This is a genomic window from Saccharomonospora marina XMU15, from assembly GCF_000244955.1.
In the GTDB taxonomy this organism is placed as follows: domain Bacteria; phylum Actinomycetota; class Actinomycetes; order Mycobacteriales; family Pseudonocardiaceae; genus Saccharomonospora_A; species Saccharomonospora_A marina.
In genome coordinates, this window is the sequence record NZ_CM001439.1 from 4,169,138 (window position 1) to 4,185,808 (window position 16,671).

General features: G+C 68.6%; 14 protein-coding genes and 1 tRNA gene. 10 read left to right on the forward strand and 5 right to left on the reverse strand.

The window, feature by feature from the left end:
- Nucleotides 1-23: 23 nt before the first annotated feature.
- Both SACMADRAFT_RS19670 and SACMADRAFT_RS19675 read right to left on the reverse strand, forming a co-directional pair.
- Nucleotides 24-746, reverse strand: a complete 723-nt coding sequence (locus SACMADRAFT_RS19670) for a GAF and ANTAR domain-containing protein (RefSeq protein ID WP_009155594.1) — start codon at nucleotides 744-746, stop codon at nucleotides 24-26.
- 65 nt (nucleotides 747-811) lie between these two features.
- Nucleotides 812-1,450: a hypothetical protein gene (locus SACMADRAFT_RS19675; RefSeq protein WP_009155595.1), complete on the reverse strand. Its 639-nt coding sequence runs from the start codon at nucleotides 1,448-1,450 to the stop codon at nucleotides 812-814.
- 118 nt (nucleotides 1,451-1,568) lie between these two features.
- Between SACMADRAFT_RS19675 and SACMADRAFT_RS19680 the strand changes: the two genes are divergently transcribed.
- Nucleotides 1,569-3,401, forward strand: coding sequence for an AMP-dependent synthetase/ligase (locus SACMADRAFT_RS19680; protein WP_040926623.1), 1,833 nt, complete (start codon nucleotides 1,569-1,571; stop codon nucleotides 3,399-3,401).
- A 31-nt stretch (nucleotides 3,402-3,432) separates the two neighbouring features.
- On the opposite strand, the gene SACMADRAFT_RS19685 is transcribed toward SACMADRAFT_RS19680, so the two are convergent.
- Nucleotides 3,433-4,344: an SDR family NAD(P)-dependent oxidoreductase gene (locus tag SACMADRAFT_RS19685; RefSeq protein WP_009155597.1), complete on the reverse strand. Its 912-nt coding sequence runs from the start codon at nucleotides 4,342-4,344 to the stop codon at nucleotides 3,433-3,435.
- A gap of 709 nt (nucleotides 4,345-5,053) precedes the next feature.
- Here SACMADRAFT_RS19685 and SACMADRAFT_RS19690 point away from each other — a divergent pair.
- The 4 genes from SACMADRAFT_RS19690 to SACMADRAFT_RS19705 all read left to right on the forward strand — a co-directional run bounded on the left by SACMADRAFT_RS19690 (nucleotide 5,054) and on the right by SACMADRAFT_RS19705 (nucleotide 11,150).
- Nucleotides 5,054-6,352 carry a GGDEF domain-containing protein gene (locus SACMADRAFT_RS19690; protein WP_009155598.1) on the forward strand — a complete coding sequence of 433 codons (1,299 nt, stop codon included), beginning with the start codon at nucleotides 5,054-5,056 and terminating at the stop codon, nucleotides 6,350-6,352.
- Nucleotides 6,353-6,406: 54 nt separating this feature from the next.
- Complete coding sequence (locus SACMADRAFT_RS19695) at nucleotides 6,407-8,587, forward strand: phospholipase A2 (RefSeq protein ID WP_009155599.1); 2,181 nt, start codon at nucleotides 6,407-6,409, stop codon at nucleotides 8,585-8,587.
- A gap of 122 nt (nucleotides 8,588-8,709) precedes the next feature.
- Nucleotides 8,710-10,404 (forward strand): LCP family protein, encoded by a 1,695-nt coding sequence (locus tag SACMADRAFT_RS19700; RefSeq protein ID WP_009155600.1) that lies wholly within the window; start codon nucleotides 8,710-8,712, stop codon nucleotides 10,402-10,404.
- 278 nt (nucleotides 10,405-10,682) lie between these two features.
- The gene (locus SACMADRAFT_RS19705; protein ID WP_040926625.1) at nucleotides 10,683-11,150 is read left to right on the forward strand and encodes a helix-turn-helix transcriptional regulator; all 468 of its coding nucleotides are present in this window, start codon (nucleotides 10,683-10,685) and stop codon (nucleotides 11,148-11,150) included.
- Here SACMADRAFT_RS19705 and SACMADRAFT_RS19710 read toward each other — a convergent pair.
- The gene (locus SACMADRAFT_RS19710; protein WP_009155602.1) at nucleotides 11,113-12,621 is read right to left on the reverse strand and encodes a flavin-containing monooxygenase; all 1,509 of its coding nucleotides are present in this window, start codon (nucleotides 12,619-12,621) and stop codon (nucleotides 11,113-11,115) included. The two genes, SACMADRAFT_RS19705 and SACMADRAFT_RS19710, sit on opposite strands and share 38 nt — an antisense overlap.
- A gap of 78 nt (nucleotides 12,622-12,699) precedes the next feature.
- On the opposite strand from SACMADRAFT_RS19710, the gene SACMADRAFT_RS19715 reads away from it, so the two are divergent.
- Both SACMADRAFT_RS19715 and SACMADRAFT_RS29285 read left to right on the forward strand, forming a co-directional pair.
- Nucleotides 12,700-13,317 carry a TetR/AcrR family transcriptional regulator gene (locus SACMADRAFT_RS19715; RefSeq protein ID WP_009155603.1) on the forward strand — a complete coding sequence of 206 codons (618 nt, stop codon included), beginning with the start codon at nucleotides 12,700-12,702 and terminating at the stop codon, nucleotides 13,315-13,317.
- 189 nt (nucleotides 13,318-13,506) lie between these two features.
- A complete protein-coding gene (locus SACMADRAFT_RS29285; RefSeq protein ID WP_009155604.1) occupies nucleotides 13,507-14,022 on the forward strand; it encodes a RodZ family helix-turn-helix domain-containing protein in 516 nt (171 codons plus the stop codon).
- A gap of 77 nt (nucleotides 14,023-14,099) precedes the next feature.
- Here SACMADRAFT_RS29285 and SACMADRAFT_RS19725 read toward each other — a convergent pair whose 3' ends face one another.
- On the reverse strand, nucleotides 14,100-14,321 hold the full coding sequence (locus SACMADRAFT_RS19725) for a DUF3618 domain-containing protein (protein WP_009155605.1): 222 nt from the start codon (nucleotides 14,319-14,321) through the stop codon (nucleotides 14,100-14,102).
- A 114-nt stretch (nucleotides 14,322-14,435) separates the two neighbouring features.
- Here SACMADRAFT_RS19725 and SACMADRAFT_RS19730 point away from each other — a divergent pair.
- The 3 genes from SACMADRAFT_RS19730 (at nucleotide 14,436) to SACMADRAFT_RS19740 (ending at nucleotide 16,664) form a co-directional block, all read left to right on the forward strand.
- Nucleotides 14,436-14,509 (forward strand) — tRNA-Leu (locus SACMADRAFT_RS19730).
- Between the two features lie 426 nt (nucleotides 14,510-14,935).
- Nucleotides 14,936-15,382, forward strand: coding sequence for a PAS domain-containing protein (locus tag SACMADRAFT_RS19735; RefSeq protein ID WP_157617279.1), 447 nt, complete (start codon nucleotides 14,936-14,938; stop codon nucleotides 15,380-15,382).
- Between the two features lie 286 nt (nucleotides 15,383-15,668).
- Nucleotides 15,669-16,664, forward strand: coding sequence for an o-succinylbenzoate synthase (locus SACMADRAFT_RS19740; RefSeq protein WP_009155607.1), 996 nt, complete (start codon nucleotides 15,669-15,671; stop codon nucleotides 16,662-16,664).
- Nucleotides 16,665-16,671: the final 7 nt, after the last annotated feature.

Below are 16,671 nucleotides of genomic sequence, written 5' to 3' on the forward strand. Positions count from 1 at the left end.
ACACGAGCCGGGTGGCTGCCTTCCTAGCGTCCGCCCTCCGGTGAGGAGCTTCGCACCAGCCATTCCGCCGCGTCCCTCAGCTTGATATTCGCGTGCTGCGAGGCCTCGACCAGCATCTCGAAGGCCCGGTCGGGCCCGACGCGATGGCGTTCCATCAGGATGCCCTTGGCCATGCCGATCACGTCCCGTGTCTTGAGCGCGACCTGCAGTTGCGCCAGCCCTCTCGAACCTGCCAACGCCACGGCGGCGTGCGCGGCGAACAGTTCGCCGATGCGTTCGGCTTCCTCGTCGAAGGCGTCCCGCCGCCAGGAGTAGAGATTCAGCGCCCCGATGACGGCTTTGCTGGTGAACAGTCGAAACCCCAGCATCGAGACCACCCCGGCGTCGGCTGCCTGTTTGCCGAAACGTGGCCACCTCGGGTCCGCGCCGATGTCGCCCGTGCGGTAGACCGGGTGTTCGTAGATGGCGTCCACGCAGGGACCTTCGCGAAGCTGGTGCTGCAACTGGTCGAGTCTGGTGACGAGTTCGCTCGACGGCCCCACCGATCGCATCTGGGAGTTCTCGAGTAACGACACACCCGCCTCGTCCGCGCCCGGCACGGTCGCCGCGGCGGCCACCACGATGTGCTCGACGGTGCGGTCCACATCGAGTTCCGGTTCCAGGGTCCGAGCGATCTTGCTCAACACTGAGGTCAGGTCGGCAACGGGCTCGGCCGGGCCGGCCGCCGGAATGGACTCATGGGTCACGTTTCAAGCATCGCATACCTTCGCGCATTCTCTCCTGCGAAGATCATCTACGGCTCACGCGCTGGTCACTGCGTTACCTGTTGGGCGAGCTTCTTGTCCAGCCGCACACGCACCAGTGCAGCCGAGAAGCGGGCCAGGTCGTCGCCCCTGACCAGTTTCGCCAACTCGTCGACATCGGTGGGCAGGCTGATGCGCTGCGCGCCCTCCCTGGCCTTGCGGTCGAGGTAGGGGCGAAGCTCCGGCCACACCTGCTGCGCCTCGCGGCAGAAGATGTCGGCACCGACCGGTCCCAGCCTGGGCACCTCGCGCAGCAGGCCACGCAATTCACCGACCTCACCACCTGCCCGGTCACGCAGCTTTCGCAGGTCACCGCCGTAGCTGTCCAGCAGCAGGCGCGCTCCCTCGCCGAGTGCGGTGGCCGTGCTCTCGTCGTACCGGACGTAGCGTCCCCTGCCGAGTGCGTCGACACGGTCCTGCCAGGAGGCGTCCAGCATCTTGCGCGGTGTACCGAACCCGGCTTCGAACAGTTCCCTGGCCGCGGCGACCGCGATGTCGGCCTTGATCCGGGTCGAAAGCAACACCGACAGCACGAGCAGGCGGTACAGCATCGCCGGGCTGTCGCTGAGCCGGATCCCGGCTTCGTCCGCGTAGGTCCTGGCTGCCACTTCCAGCAGGCGGCGGGTGACGCGCTGGGGGTCCTTCATCTCCGATCACGTACCCGTGCCCACCGCTGACGACACCGATAACGGACGTCGGCAGCCTCTCCTCAAGGTGACCGCGAACACATAAGCTGACGTTCTGTAGGAATCGAGGAGGGCAGTGTTGAGCACCCAACCATCCGTCGTCGCCGAGGTCGACAGCCTCACCGTGCCGAAGTTGCTGCGGCGCAACGCCACCGAGTACGAGTCCCTGCCCGCGGTGACGTCACTGGACGCCGAAGGCAGGCCGACCCTGACCTGGGGGCGGCTGCGTGAGGAGATCGCGGCGTTCGCCCGTGGCCTTGACGACCTCGGCCTTCGGGGTGGCCAGCGGATGATCATCATGGGGCCCAGCAGTCCCGAGCACCTGATCGCCGACCTGGCCGCCACGAACTTGGCGGCCATCCCGTGCACCGCGTACTCCACGCTGAGCAGCGAGCAGATCTCCTTCGTCGTCAACCACAGCGCGGCCCCCGTCGCGGTGGTGGCCGGTGAGGAGGAACTGCGGCGCTGGCTGCCTGTGCTCGACGAGTTGCCGAACCTTGAGCACGTGGTTGTGATGGACGCCGAGGCATTGCCAAGCGGTGACGAGCGGTTCGTCTCCTTCGCACAGGTGTCCGAACGCGGAGCGGCACTGCACGCCGAGCAGCCTGATGTCTTCGAGCGGGCTACCGACGAGGTGAAACCGGACGACCCGCTTTCGATGATCTACACCTCCGGTACCACCGGCGTGCCCAAGGGCGTGGTGCTGTCCCACCGAAACGCCATCCACGAGGCTGTCGCGGTACACAAGCTGCACGGCAGCCCCATGCACATGACCAACATCTCCTACCTCCCGCTCGCGCACATCGCCGAACGGGAGCTGTCCATCTACATGCCGCTGGTGCACGCCGGACACGTGCACACGCTCGCCGACGCGAAGAACATCGTGGGTGCGCTGGGCCAGGTGCGGCCGCAGGGCTTCTTCGGCGTGCCGCGGGTATGGGAGAAGATGGCGGCCGGGCTGAAGAACATGCTGGCGGGCGTGCCCGAGGAAAAGCGGACCGCCCTGCTACAAGCCAACGAATTGCTGCAGGAAGGCTATCGGCTGCGCAGCGCGGGCAAGCAGGTTCCCGCCGAATTGGCCGAGCGTATCGCCGAGACCGACCGCACGGTGCTGGCTCCTGTGCGGCAGCTGCTCGGTCTCGACAACCTCGTCCTGGCCTCCAGCGGCGCGGCGGCGCTGCCGACGGAGGTGCAGTACTTCATCGCGGGCCTCGGGGTGGAGATCCAGGAGGTGTGGGGCCTGTCGGAGACCACGGGCGCCGCCACGTCGAACACGGCAGGCGCATTCAAGGCGGGCACGGTGGGCCGTCCGATCGCCGACGTGGAGGTGAAGGTCGCCGAGGACGGTGAGCTGCACGTGCGGGGCCCGATCGTGTTCCTCGGTTACCTGCAGGAAGACGGCTCGATCGCGCCCGCGACCGATGCCGACGGCTGGTTCGCCACCGGTGACATCGGCACGATCGACGAGGACGGGTTCGTCACGATCACCGACAGGAAGAAGGAACTCATCATCACCGCGGGCGGCAAGAACATCGCACCCACCAGGATCGAGAGCCTGCTCAAGGAGCACCCGCTCATCGGGCAGGCGGTCGCCATCGGCGACGACCGGCCGTACGTGACGGCGTTGATCGTGCTGGACGACGAGATCGCGCCCGCGTGGGCCGCGGCCAACGGCGTCGAGGCTGCCGACATCGGCGAGCTCGCAGGCCGGCCCGAGATCAAGGCCGAGATCGACCGTGCCGTCGAGGCGGCGAACGAGCGACTGGCCAGGGCCGAGCAGGTGAAGCGCTACCAGCTGCTTTCGAAGGCGTGGAGCCCGGAGAGCGGGGAGCTGACACCGACGCTGAAGCTGAAGCGGCGCGTCATCAGCCAGCGCTACGGCTCCGACATCGCCGCGTTGTACGCGGACTGAGACTGAGCCGAAAGCCGTCACGCCGCCGACGTCAGGCGCTGCGCAGCGGCGGCGGCGTGAACTCGCCGTGGGTCCACTTGCGCAGCCTCGGTGGCACCCGCTTCTCCATGCCGTACGGCTCCAGTTGCGCGCCGAAGACCTCGTCGAACGCGCGTTGCACACTTTCGGAGTCCCACACCTGTCGTTCCAGGATCGGCGCCTTGAAGTACGGCTGTCCGACAATGTGCAGCTGCGGGCCGTTGCACCGGATCAGTTGCCCTGTGATGCCGGCGGAGCCGTCGCCGAGCAGGAACAGCACCAGTGGCGCCACCCGCGCGGGAGTCCGATCGGGTGGGCAGTTGCGCAGCGAGCGCTCTGACTTCCACACCATCCTGGTGTGGGCGAGTGGACAGACCGCATTGACGCGAATGCCGACCTCCTCCATGTCGAGCGCCCAGGAGTAGGTCAGTGAGGCGACCGCACCCTTGCTCGCCGCGTAGGTGCCGAGCTTGCGCTGACCCAGCGATGCCCCCGAGGAGATGTTGACGATCGAGCCTCCCCCTCCTCGCTCGACCATCGCCTCGGCGGCGGCCATGCCCGGGTAGATGACGCCGAGCACGTTGGTTTCCACCAGCTTCCGCACCCGCACGGGGTCTTCCTGCCAGGGCAGCGCCTCGTAGTTCAGCCCGGCGTTGTTGACCAGGCCGTCGATGGTCCCGAACTCGGACACACAGGTTTCGATGACGGCCCTGGCCTGGGCGTGGTCGGCGACGTCGTGTCCGCTGGCCACCGCACGCCCGCCGTGTTCGGTGATGTTCGCGGCGGTGCGATCCGCCAGGTCGGCGTCCACATCGTTGACGACCACCGAGGCGCCCGCCTGCGCGGCGTGCATGGCGAACGCCTCGCCCAGCCCCCTGCCCGCGCCCGTCACCACCACGGCCTTGCCGTCGAGCAACTTGTCCATCGGCTTCCGTTCTCCCACCAGCACGGCTCACTCTCGGTCCACCCCTTGCGGCTGGCCTCACTGTCAGTCTTGGCCTCCTGGGTGGCTTGTGCCCTCGGTGCGCGCCGAGCGGCCGCTGCACTGCGCCGAACGAGTGAGCAGTGATCGGCTCCGGGAAACGGCGGGGTGGTCGTCACCGCATGACCCGGTTGACCGGTTCCCACGTTGCGGCAAGGGGCCACCGGGTGGTGTTGGCCCGATCCGACTACTCGGTGTTCGAGCACGGATCACGGTGGGCACCCTCTTCGTCGGTGATCGCTTCCGGTCGCCGAGCGGACGCGAAGTGTCACGGGGAGGTGTGCCACCGCTGCGATGAGCGTGAGGCGGCGCCGCCCACCGCGGTCGGGTGGGCGCTGAGCGCGTGCAGCCGTCGGCTCGGCCGACGGACTGCCGGGCGAACGTAGCGACGAATCAGAAGTCGCGGCCGGTCACCGGGTACACCTCCTCGAGCCGTGCGATGACGATGAAGACAGTGCGTATCCAATATGGCAGAAAGCGCTCGAAAGGCAGAGTCGGCGGCAGGCGGCCGAGTGGTTCGCCGATCGCTGCCCCGCGAGGGCTGTCGCCACTCGCGCCTCGGCGGCCCCGGCCGGTCGTGGCTGACTCACCCCCCTTGTTCTAGAGCAGAAGCCGACAACAGACAAGGCAGGACCGGCCGGGAGGTTGCGTCGTGACCGCCAGGCAGGCTCCGGCGAACACGGTGCCTCGTCGCGCGCTACGGCCGAGGCAGTGGGCGCTGTGGCAACGGCCGAAACGCTTCGTCGCCTACCTGATCGTGCTGGAGCTGGCGGCGATCCCCGGATTCGTGGCCGCGTTCGCGCTGGCCGCGACGCCGACGGCAGAGGACTGGCTCGGGTTCGCGATCCTGCTCGTGGGTGCCAGCATCCATATCCAGCTCACCCAGCGGCAGGAGGAACGCAGGCGCAACCGCACGAGAACCGTCCTCATCGACCTGATCGCGGTCTGGGTTTTCCCCGCCGTCCTGGTGCTTCCCGCGACGCTGGCGGTGCTGCTCGTCGCGCTCATCCGCCTGCAGCGCTGGTTCACCGCTCGGCGGCCGGTGCACAACTTCGTGTTCTCGTCGATCTCGCATGCTCTGGCCGCCGCGCTCGCCGACCTGACCTACGTCTCGTTGGGGCCCGTCGACTGGCACACCGTGACGGCACTCGGCTCGCTGCGTGAGTTCGGGCTGGTCCTGGTCGCGGCGGCCGTCTACGAGGGTGTGCAGGTGCTATACGTCGGCGGTGTGCTCGCGCTGAGCATGCGACGGCCCACCGTGCGAGGTGTGCTGGGCAGCAAGGCCGACAACACGCTGGAGGCCATCACGACCGGGTTGGGGGTGGTGACGGCGGCCGTGCTCGTCACCCTGCCGCCCGCGGTGGCGATCATGGCCGTGGTGACGGTCGTCTTCAACCGACTGGCCGAGTTGGAGCAGTTGCAGGACGACGTGGTGACCGACCCCAAGACCGGCCTTCTCAACATGCGCGGCTGGTCGGAGGCAGCGCAGCGCGCGCTGAACCGGGTGTGGCGTGCGGGTGGCGGCCTGGCGGTGTTGATGATCGACCTGGATCACTTCAAGTGGATCAACGACACCTACGGGCATCCGGCGGGTGACGACGCCATCGCGGCGGTGGCCGACGCGTTGCGACGGGTGACGAGGCCGTCCGACATCGTCGGCCGGTTCGGTGGTGAGGAGTTCCTCGTGCTGCTGCCGGATGTGGACGGCGCCGCCGCGCGGGCCGCCGCCGAACGAATCCGAGGCACGGTTTCGGATCTGCGCATCGCCACGACCGACAAGCGGGGCAGGCAGGCGCTGATCGTCGGCCGTACCGCCTCGCTGGGAGTCGCGGTGTTCCCCGAGCATGCCCGCACCCTGGACGGGCTGCTGCAGTCGGCCGACGCCGCCGTTTACGAGGCGAAGGAGGGGGGCCGCGACCAGGTGCGGATGGCAGGGCACCGCTCAGGGTGAGAGCCAGGGGGAACCCGGATGTGGCCACCGAGCGGACACTGACACCCTGTTGGCATGCCGGAGCAAGGAGAGGAGAGCCCGCACGCGTCCAGACGTCGCCACGGCGTGGTCGGCACCACGGCGTGGCTGGTACTCCTCGTTCTGGCGGTGACGAGCTTCGGGTTCGTCGCCTCACGTGCCGAGGCCGTTCCCAGGCACGGCCCGCTGCGGCAGGACACCGCGGCCGCCGCGCGAGCCATCGACGCGCTGCTGGCTCCCGGGTCGTCCGCCGAAGCGCTCACCCTGCTGCCGCCGGATTTCACCGAGGTCACCGGGGTGGTTCCCGGTTCGTCGGGGGCCCGTGACGGTTCGATACGCGCGGTGCACGTCGACGGCGGCTGCTCGACGCCGTGGGGGGACGACAACACCAGGTGGGACTTCGCTACGGCGTGCCGCTCCCACGACCTCGGTTACGACCTGCTGCGCTATGCGGAGAAGAAGGGCCAGCCGCTGGGCCCGCAGGTGCGCAGGGCGTTGGACGACCGGCTGTCCGCCGACATGCACGCCACCTGCCGCACCAACCCGCAGGACTCGCGCCAGTTGTGCGAGGCGGTGGCCGCTGTGTACTCGGCGGGCCTGGTGGTCAACTCCTGGCACCAGCGGTGGGGCCCTCCCGTCGGTGAACCGATCCTGCCGCTGCTGGCGGGGGTGGCCGCGATCGGGATGTTGCTGTCGTTTCGGCTGCGGGGCTGGCTGCTGGCAAGGCGGCACCGGCCGAAGCATCGGGCGACGGCCCGCGTGCCGAGGACGCCCGTGCCCGGCAGGCGCTGGACGTTGCTGGGTGTGGGCAGTATCGGTGTGCTGATGTCCGGAGAGTCGGCAGTGGCGCTGGCGGGCTGGGTAGGCGTCGGGCAGGGCTGGTTGTGGCCGCTGACCTGGGTGGCGCAGTTGTCGTTCCTGTTCTTCTTCGCGGGTGGCCACGCGAACGCGCGGTGCTGGCTGGCCGTGGAGGAATCCGGCGGCGGTTACCGCGAGTACCTCGCACACCGGGCGAGTTGGCTGCTGCGTCTTACTCTGGTGTTCGCAGTGGTGGCGTTCCTGGTGCCGATCGCGCTGGAACTGCTGCGGATCCCGGAAGGCACGACCGCGGTCGTGATGCGGATCGCCCTGCATCCGCTGTGGCTGCTGGGGCTGTACGTGCTCACCGTGGTGGCCACCCCGGTGATGTTCGCGCTGTATCGCAGGGCTCCGCTGGCCGTACCACTTGCGCTGGCGGCGGTGCTCGCGTTGGCGGAGTGGTCGGCCACCGGGCTGGGGCTGACCCCGCTGCGTGACCTCGCCGCGCTGGCATTGGCACTGCTGGGCCAGCAACTGGCCTTCGCTCATCACGAAGGGCACAGCCCACCTCGGTGGGTGATGGGTGCGGTGGCGGTGGTGGGCGCCGGCGCGCTCGCGGCCGGAGCCGTGAGCGGAGTGGTTCCGCTCACCATGCTGGGCACCCCTGGTGCCGCGCCCGCGCTGTCCGGGCCAGCGCTGCCCGTGTTGCTGCTGGGTGCGGTGCAACTCGGCGTGCTGGGGCTGGTGCGAAGGCCGCTGTCCGGCCTGGCCGCGCGACCGTGGACGCTGCGGCTGGCCGGGTTCGCCGCGAGGGCGCCGATGAGCCTGTACCTGCTGTTCCTGTCGGCGATGTTGTTGCTGGTCGCCGCGGTGTATCTGCCGGGACGCCTCGGTACGGATCTGGCTTGGATGCTGCGGCCGAGACCGTTGCTGGCGCTCGCGCTGCTGGCCGGCCCAGCGGCGTTGGTGTTCCTCTGGTTCGAGCGGCACCTCGGGCACCGCCCACCCCCGCTGCCCACGTGGCGGCCCGTGCCGGAGGGCCTGGACCGGTTCCTGGCGCGCGCGGCGACGGCCGCGGGCATCGGTTACTCGACCGCCGGGGTGTTCGGGTTCGCGTTGACGAGCTTCGGCGACACCGAGATAACCGTGGTTCCCGGCCTGCTGCTTGACCCGGTGCAGAGCCTGGTACACCTGCTGCTGGGCATGTCGTTGCTGCACAGCGTGCGCACGGGGGCCAGTTCGGCTCCTGGCACCTGGCTGCTGACGGCGCTGGCTTGCGTGCCGCCACTGCTGTTCGCTTCGACCGCCCCTGACGTGGACGCGATCGGCGTCGCCGTGCCCGTCGCCACCGGTGCACTCGCGCTGGCGGCGGCGGTACTGACCGGCGTGTTCTCGCCGAGCCGCACCGCGCGGCCGTGAGTGAAGCGCCCACGAAGGTGGTACCAGCCAGGTACGACGCCACCGTGTGACACGCTACGGCAACCTGTGCCGTCCGCAGCGCGTCCAACTGGCGGACAGTCGTCGAGAGAGGAGCGGTTGGCGTGGACTACCCGCCGCGATATCCCCCGCGAGGCGGCCGCCCCGCGAGGTCGTGGCAGGAGCGGGAAGGCGGATACCCACCCGCCGGTCGACCCGGACGTCCCGGCCAGGACCGTGTCCCGAGCGGACGACCACCCGCCAACCGGCGGCCTCCCGCGCCGACGGGCGCCCAACGGACCCAACGCCCTCCGGCTCGACCTGGCCGCACACCGGCCCCGCCCGCGCCGAAACGCCGGCCACGGCGAGGCGCCAAGATCGCCCTGGCTCTGGTGTCGGCGCTGGTCATGACGTTGACCGGCTACGCGTGGGCCGCGATGCAGGGCTTGGTCAACGGCCTGACGATGGCTGACGTGATCGGCGAGGACGGCGGCGGGGAACTACCCGCCGACGGCTCGCGCGACATCCTGCTCGTCGGCATGGACAGCCGCACCGACGCGCAGGGCAACCCGTTGCCCGAGGAGATGCTGGCCAAGCTCCGCGCAGGCGTGGCAGACGGCGAGCTCAACACCGACACGCTGATCCTGGTGCACGTCCCCAACGACGGCAGCAAGGCGGTCGCGATCTCGTTCCCGCGCGATTCCTACGTCTCCATACCCGGCCACGGCAGGCACAAGATCAACTCCGCGTACGCCCGCGGGAAGCTCGCCGCACGCGAGCAGCTGCGGGAGGAGGGTGTCAGCGACGAGCGGGACCTGGAGGTTCGCGCCAACCAGGAGGGCGCGAAGACGCTCATCAAGACCGTCGAGAACATCTCGGGTGTCACCGTCGACAACTACGCCTCGATCAACCTGCTCGGCTTCTACGACATCACCAAGGCCATCGGCGGGGTCGAGGTGTGTCTCAACGAACCGGTCGACGACCCCTACTCGGGTGCGAAGTTCGACGCGGGCAGGCAGACCATCGCGGGAGTTCAGGCACTGGCATTCGTCCGGCAGCGTCACGGCCTGCTTCGTGGCGACCTCGACCGGGTGGTGCGCCAGCAGGTGTTCATGGCGGGACTGGCCCGCAAGGTGCTTTCCGCTGGCACCCTCGCCGATCCGGGCAAGCTGAGCGACCTGGCCGATGCGATCAAGAAGTCGGTGGTGGTGAACCAGGGATGGGACATCCTGGCGTTCGCTCAGCAACTGAAGGGGCTCACCGGCGGGCAGATCCAGTTCCGCACGGTGCCGGTCGAGAACCCCGAGTACCAGACCAGCACCGACGGGATGGCGGTGAAGCTGGACTCCGCCGAGGTCAAGCGGTTCATCCAGGGACTCTCCGGGAAGAAGCGGCCCAGTGGCGACGCAGGGTCCTCCCCCGCACCGGATCCCGCCGACATCACGGTGGACGTCTACAACGCATCGGGTATCGACGGGTTGGCGGGTACCGTGTCCGGCTCGCTGGTCGAGCAGGGCTACCTGCAGGGCGAGGTCGCCAACGCCGCGCCCAGGGACACGAGTGTGATCCAGGTCGCGAACGGAGAGCGGTCGGCGGGTGAGTCCGTGGCCGACGCGCTCGGCGGCGACATCGAGGTGGAGGAGAGCGCCGACGCGCAGTCCGGGCACGTCCAGGTACTGTTGGCGCCGGACTATTCCGCGGGCGGTGGCTCGTCCCCCGGCGGGCCCGCCGGGAGCGGCACGGCCGCGGCGCTGCGTCAGCCGTCGACCGAGCCGACCGACCCCCCGATCAAGGCCGACGGCGTCACCTGCGTCAACTGACCCGCGAGTCCCCCACTCCCGCCCGCGAGTCCCCCGCTCTCGCCCGCGAGTTCCCCGCTGTGGGCAGCGAGTTGCCCGTTTCGAGGCCTTCGTGCCCGCCGGGTTAGCCCATTCGGGTTGGATCATGCCCGTTGGTCGAAAATTCCACCGCAAGGTGCGTAAGGCAAGTGGCGTTTGCGCATTCATTCCTTGTGGAACTTGTCGACGACGTACACGACGTGACGGTGCTGCCGACTCAGCAGTGGGCCAGCCAACGCGACGCGGGCAGGGGAACTGGAGTGCACATCGACGCGGACGCCTACCAGCGGGTGTTGGGCGAGGAGCTGCGCAAGCTCCGCAAGAAACGCGGATGGACGCGCAAAGAGCTCAACGACCGGCTGCAGAGCGACATCTCGCTGCAGACGCTGGCGACCTACGAGTTGGGTACCCGGCAGTGCTCGGTTGTGCGGCTGGTGGAGATCTGCCTGGCGCTCGACGAACCTCCACACGAACTGCTCGGCCGGGTCCACCGGCGGGTCTTCTCCGACGAGCCCGGCAAGCTGCGGATCAACCTCGCCACCGTCGCCGCCGACGACCAGGCCGAACTCGGCCCACTTCGCCGCTGGGCGCAGGGCAGGCTCGCGCTGTCCGATACACCGGATGTCCACCTCGACCGCACCGCGTTGGACCGGATGGCCGAGCTCTGCGGCCTGGAGACCCAGGAGCTGGTCAAGCGGTTGCAGGAACTGTCGGCCGCTCCTCGCTGACCGACCGCAGCAGTTGGTAGTCGCTGGGGTCGAGCTTTCGGGTCCGTAGCCAGTAGCGCCAGGTGAACCCGGGCCAGATGGTCCGGTTCACCCCCTGCGCGTCGAGGTACCAGCTCTTGCATCCACCCTGGGTCCAGATCCCCTCGGTGAGCTTGCGCTGCACCTCGTTGTTGAACCGCTGCTGTGCCCGCGGCCGCACGTCGATGGCGTCGGCCCCACTGCTCTCGACGTAGCGGATCGCCTCCGCGACGTAGCGGATCTGCTGCTCGATCATGAAAACCACGGAGTTGTGTCCCAGCCCGGTGTTGGGTCCGAGCAGGAAGAACAGGTTCGGAAAGCCGGTGACCGTGACGCCGAGGTAGCTCTGCATGCCCTCCTCGGCCCACTGCTTACCGAGGTTTCGCCCGCCGAGCCCGATGATGTCGAGGTCGTCGAAGGCGTCGGTCACGTGGAAGCCGGTGCCGTAGATGATCGCGTCGAACTCCCTGCTCGCTCCGGCCGTGTCGACGATGCCGTGTTCGGTGACCTCGGCGATGCCGTCGGTGACCACCTCGACGTTGTCGCGGTTCAGCGCTGGGTAGTAGTCGTTCGAGATGAGCACCCGCTTGCAGCCCATGACGTAGTCGGGCGTGAGCTTGGCGCGAAGCGCTGGATCGGCAATGTTGTTGTCGATATGCCGCTTCGCGATCTTCTGCGCCAGCTTCATGACACGCGGGTTGCCGTTGAAGCCGATCGCGCGCAGCTCCAGCATCCAGTACAGCAGGTCGCGGTACACCCGTTGCGTCAGCGGTACCCGCGCGAACAGCCGCTTGGCCCAGTCCGGCATGGCGTGGTCGGGCTTGGGCATGATCCACGGTGGGGTGCGTTGGAAGACGGTCAGCTGGGCGACGTCCTCAGCGATCTGGGGCACGAACTGGATGGCGCTGGCGCCGGTGCCGACCACGGCGACCTTCTTGCCGCGCAGGTCGTAGTCGTGGTCCCACTCGGCTGAGTGGAACGACCTGCCCGCGAATCGCTCGATTCCCGGCAGTTCGGGAATCTGCGGCAGGTGCAGTGCGCCGACGCCGCTGACCAGGTAGCGGGCGACGAACTCGTCACCGCGGGCGGTGCTGACGTACCAGCGGTTCTCTTCGGCGTCCCACCGCGCGCCGGTCATTTCCTGACCGAATCGAGCGAACCGGTACAGGTCGTACTTGCGGGCGACACGTCGCATGTAGTCGAAGATCTCCGGTTGCGGGGAGAACGAGCGCGACCAGTCGGGGTTCTGCTCGAAGGAGAACGAGTACATGTGTGACTGGATGTCGCAGGCACAGCCGGGATAGGTGTTGTCGCGCCAGGTGCCGCCCACCTCTTCGGCCTTTTCCAGCAGCACGAAGTCCTCTCGCCCCTCCTTGCGGAGCTGGATTGCCATCCCCAGGCCTGAGAACCCGGTTCCGACGATGACCACCCCGGTCTCGGTGCGGTTGCCCATGCTGCCTCCGTGCCACAAGTAGGTGTTACCTGGAGTCCATCTTACTGACAGTAGGTTACTTCCAGTAGAATAGCGTTCGTGAGCACGACGGCAAAGCCCCCCGCCCGACGCAAACGCGTGCCGAGGGCCGAACGTGAGCGGCAGATGATCGAGGTCGCCGAGGCGGTGTTCGCCGAGCAGGGCTTCACCGCCGCCTCGATGGACGACATCGCCGAGCGGGTCGGGGTCTCCAAACCGATGCTCTACGAGTACTTCCACTCCAAAGAGGGACTGCTCCTTGCCTGCATTCAGGCCTCCAGAGCGGAGTTGCGGGCCGCCACGGAACGAGCGGTGGCACGCGCCGACGGCGCCGAGGACGCCATGCGCCAGGGCCTGCGCGCGTTCTTCGTCTTCATCCGCGAACACCGGCAGGCCTGGTCACTGCTGCGGCAGGAGATGACCCTGATCGGCACCTCCGCGGCCGAGGAGATCGAGACCACGCGGACCCAGCAGACTGACCTCATCGCCCACCTGATGGCCGCCTACCTCGACAGTTCCGACCCGGTGGCGACACGGGTAGCCGCCGAGTTCGTGGTGGGCGGCTGCGAGCGAATGGCGATCTGGTGCGAGCGACACGAAGAGGTCACTCCCGACCTCGCCACCGAGTACGCCATGAACCTGCTGTGGGGCGGACTCGCACACCTAGCGCAACAATGATCAACGCTACGACGCAGCTACCTCACCCTAAGTGGCGAGGCACTGAGATGGTTATCACTGTCAGTAGCGCGTTGAGCTGTTTCGTATTGCTGGAAGCAACGATGCGTTACAGACTGGCTTCAGCGTCATAAAGGTCAGCCGAACTCGCTCTCTTGTAGTGGGTCTGCTGTCCAGAGAGGGGTGAGACCGGTGGTGCAGACGATCACCGCGACGTACGCGCAGGACAAGGACGACTGGACGGTCACCGTCGCCGGCCTTGACAGGAAGCTCAGCGGCAAGGCGCCGGGCATCATCGCCGCCCGGGACAGGGCCGACCAGCTCGTCGAGAAGCTGGTGCCGGAGGGCACCCGCCCGACCGTGGTGCACCTGCTCAACGGCAGCGCGCTGGAGTTCACCTCCGCCTACATCGCCGCTCGCCTCGCCAGGACGGAGCCGTCGGAGGAGGTCGAGGCCGAAGCCGACGGCCGACGCCGGCCCGTTGCGGAGAACGCCACGCCTGCCCCGGCACCGAAGCAAGCGGAGCCCTCGCAGCCGCAGGCAGCGACGGCGCGAACGTCCTCGGGCCGTGCGGTGCCACGCAAGGAGTTGAGCAAGACCCCGTCCCCCGCCGGGCGCTCGGATGCGGGCACGGCACAGGCCAGGTACCCGTCGGCGGCCGGCGCCCGTAGCGGCGCGCCCGCCGGCTCGGCAGCAGTGACCGGCTGAGACCGCCTGTCGACACAAGCAGCCCCGCGGCGATGCGTTCGCCGCGGGACTGCTTCACACTTTCGAGTTCCTGCGCGTCAGCGCAGCAGTTTACGTAGCAGCAGTGCGCCGATCAGCGCACCGGCCGCGATCAGCGGGTACTTCACCCTCGGCTCGCTCAGCTTCGCCGCGAGGCTGGTCTTCGCGGAGTCGGCGAACTGCTTGGGGTTCGCCTTCTCCCCGATCCGGTCCAAGGTGGCCGCGAGAGCCTCCCTGGCCTTCTCGATGTCGCGTTCGATCGTCTCAGGGTCGCGCGCCACGTATCCTCCCTCACCGGGCAGCCTTCTCGCAGGATGTCACGGTAGATCACCCGGCGGCCGCTCGCCTCACCGGCCACCAGCAGCCCGGTGCGGCCACGCTAGGCTGCCAATGTCGGGCCCGTAGCCCAATTGGCAGAGGCACACGGTTTAGGTCCGTGCCAGTGTGGGTTCGAGTCCCACCGGGCCCACCGATTCAGTCGTCGCGCGAACCACCCCGGTTCGGGGCCGGCTCCGCTGACCCCGAGCGCGCCCCGTAGTTGTCGCCGGGTTCTGGGGGATGGGGAAGACCGGGCGAGCCGGTCTCCGGCCGTTCTTCGCCAGCGTTGTCGCTGAAGTCACGCCCGGCTGGAACCTTTCAGGACCGCCCTCGACGAGCAGCTACCCCGACCGCCGTGCGCCAATCTCCATCCCTGCAACCGCCAGTGCCAGCCGGAGCACGGGTCAAGATCACCCACCACCCGTTGTAGGCACGCAGCGCGGTGCCGTTCCCGCTCGCACTGATCACCGTGTTGCGGCGGTTGGCAAGCGCGTCCAGGTCTGCTTCGAGGAGTTGGGAGGCGGGTAACCTGCGGGTTCCGTCATGAGCAACCGCCCGGTGCGCGGGCGCTATGGTGATGACTGTGATCTCTGTGGAGAAGCGCATCGTCGACGGTGCCGACGATGCGATCGCCTTTGCCGACAAGGACGGGTTCATCCGGCTGTGGAACGCCGCCGCCGAGCGCATGTTCCACTACACGGCCGATGAGGCGCTCGGGCAGTCCCTCGATCTGATCATTCCGGAGAAACACCGCCCGCGGCACTGGGACGGTTACCGCAGGGTGATGAAGACCGGGCAGACAGCCTATGCGGGTTCGCTGCTCGCGGTGCCGGCCCTGCGGGCGGACGGCACCCTGATCTCCGTCGAGTTCAGCGTCACCCTGGTCCACGGCGAAACCGGAGATGTCGAGGGGATCGCCGCGATCATGCGGGAGGTGACCGAGCGGCGAGCCGCCCTCCGAGCCCTCCAGCAGGAACTGGCCGACCTGCGAGAGCGCATCGGCACCTCCGGAGAATCCACCTGACCACGACCGACGTCGACACTTGTCCGCGCCGACTACGACGCCCGTTACGGCCACTCGGTCGCCGAGTTGGCGGTCGACGACCGGTCGCGCCGCTGCGCGTTTGACGGAAGCGCTTCGCATCCAACTAGCCACCCACCGAAGCTTGGGCGAACGACACCCACCGGGTGGATCATGAGGTCGGGCTTTCGACCAGAATGTCGCGGAACGTGTGCTGACGCGTGGGGGCCGCGTCGCCGAGTTGCTCTCCCGCGACCCATACCCGACGTGATGAGGACGGCAGCAGCTGATGGCCAACGAGATCGACTTCGAAGGCGCCCGCGGCTACGCGATCCCCATGCGTACCCGGTTCCGTAACATCACGGTGCGGCAAGGAATGCTGATCGAGGGCCCCGCCGGGTGGGGCGAGTTCTGCCCGTTCGCCGAGTACGACGACACCGTGTCCGCGTCGTGGCTGGCGACCACGATCGAACAGTGCACCATCGGCTGGCCCGAACCCGTGCGCGACCGTATCCCGATCAACTGCACCGTGCCCGCCGTCGGCCCCGAACGTGCCCACGACATCGCCGCCAACTCCGGCTGCCGCACCGCCAAGGTCAAGGTCGCCGACCACCCAGTGTCGCAGGCCGAGGACATCGCCCGCGTCGAAGCCGTCCGCGACGCACTCGGCCCTGGCGGTGCGATCCGCGTGGACGCCAACGGGGCATGGGACGTCGAAACCGCGGTCACCACCATCCGTGCGCTGGACAGGGCCGCGGGCGGGTTGGAGTACGTCGAGCAGCCCTGCCGCACCATCGACGAACTCGCCGCCGTCCGGCGCCAGGTCGAGGTGCGCATCGCCGCCGACGAATCCATCCGCCGCGCCGACGACCCGCTACGGGTCGCCGTCGCGGGTGCGGCCGACATCGCCGTGATCAAGTGCACCCCGCTCGGTGGCGTCCGCCGGTCGTTGCGGGTCGCCGAAGCCGCCGGACTGCCGTGCGTGGTCTCCTCCGCGCTCGAAACCAGCGTCGGCCTCGCCGCGCAACTAGCCCTGGCAGGCGCCCTGCCCGAACTGGACTTCGCCTGCGGCTTGGGCACCCTCTCACTGCTCGAGAGCGACCTCGTTCCCGAGCAGCAGTCGCTGCGGCCGGCAGCAGGCTACCTGCCCGTACCGCGCACACCGCCCACACCAGACCCGAGCCTGGTCGACGCCTACGAACTGACCGACCCCGACCGGGCCGCGTGGTGGCGCGACCGGCTCTCCCGCGTCCGCGCTGTGCACGACGCCCACCTCGCAGGCTGACCCCGGG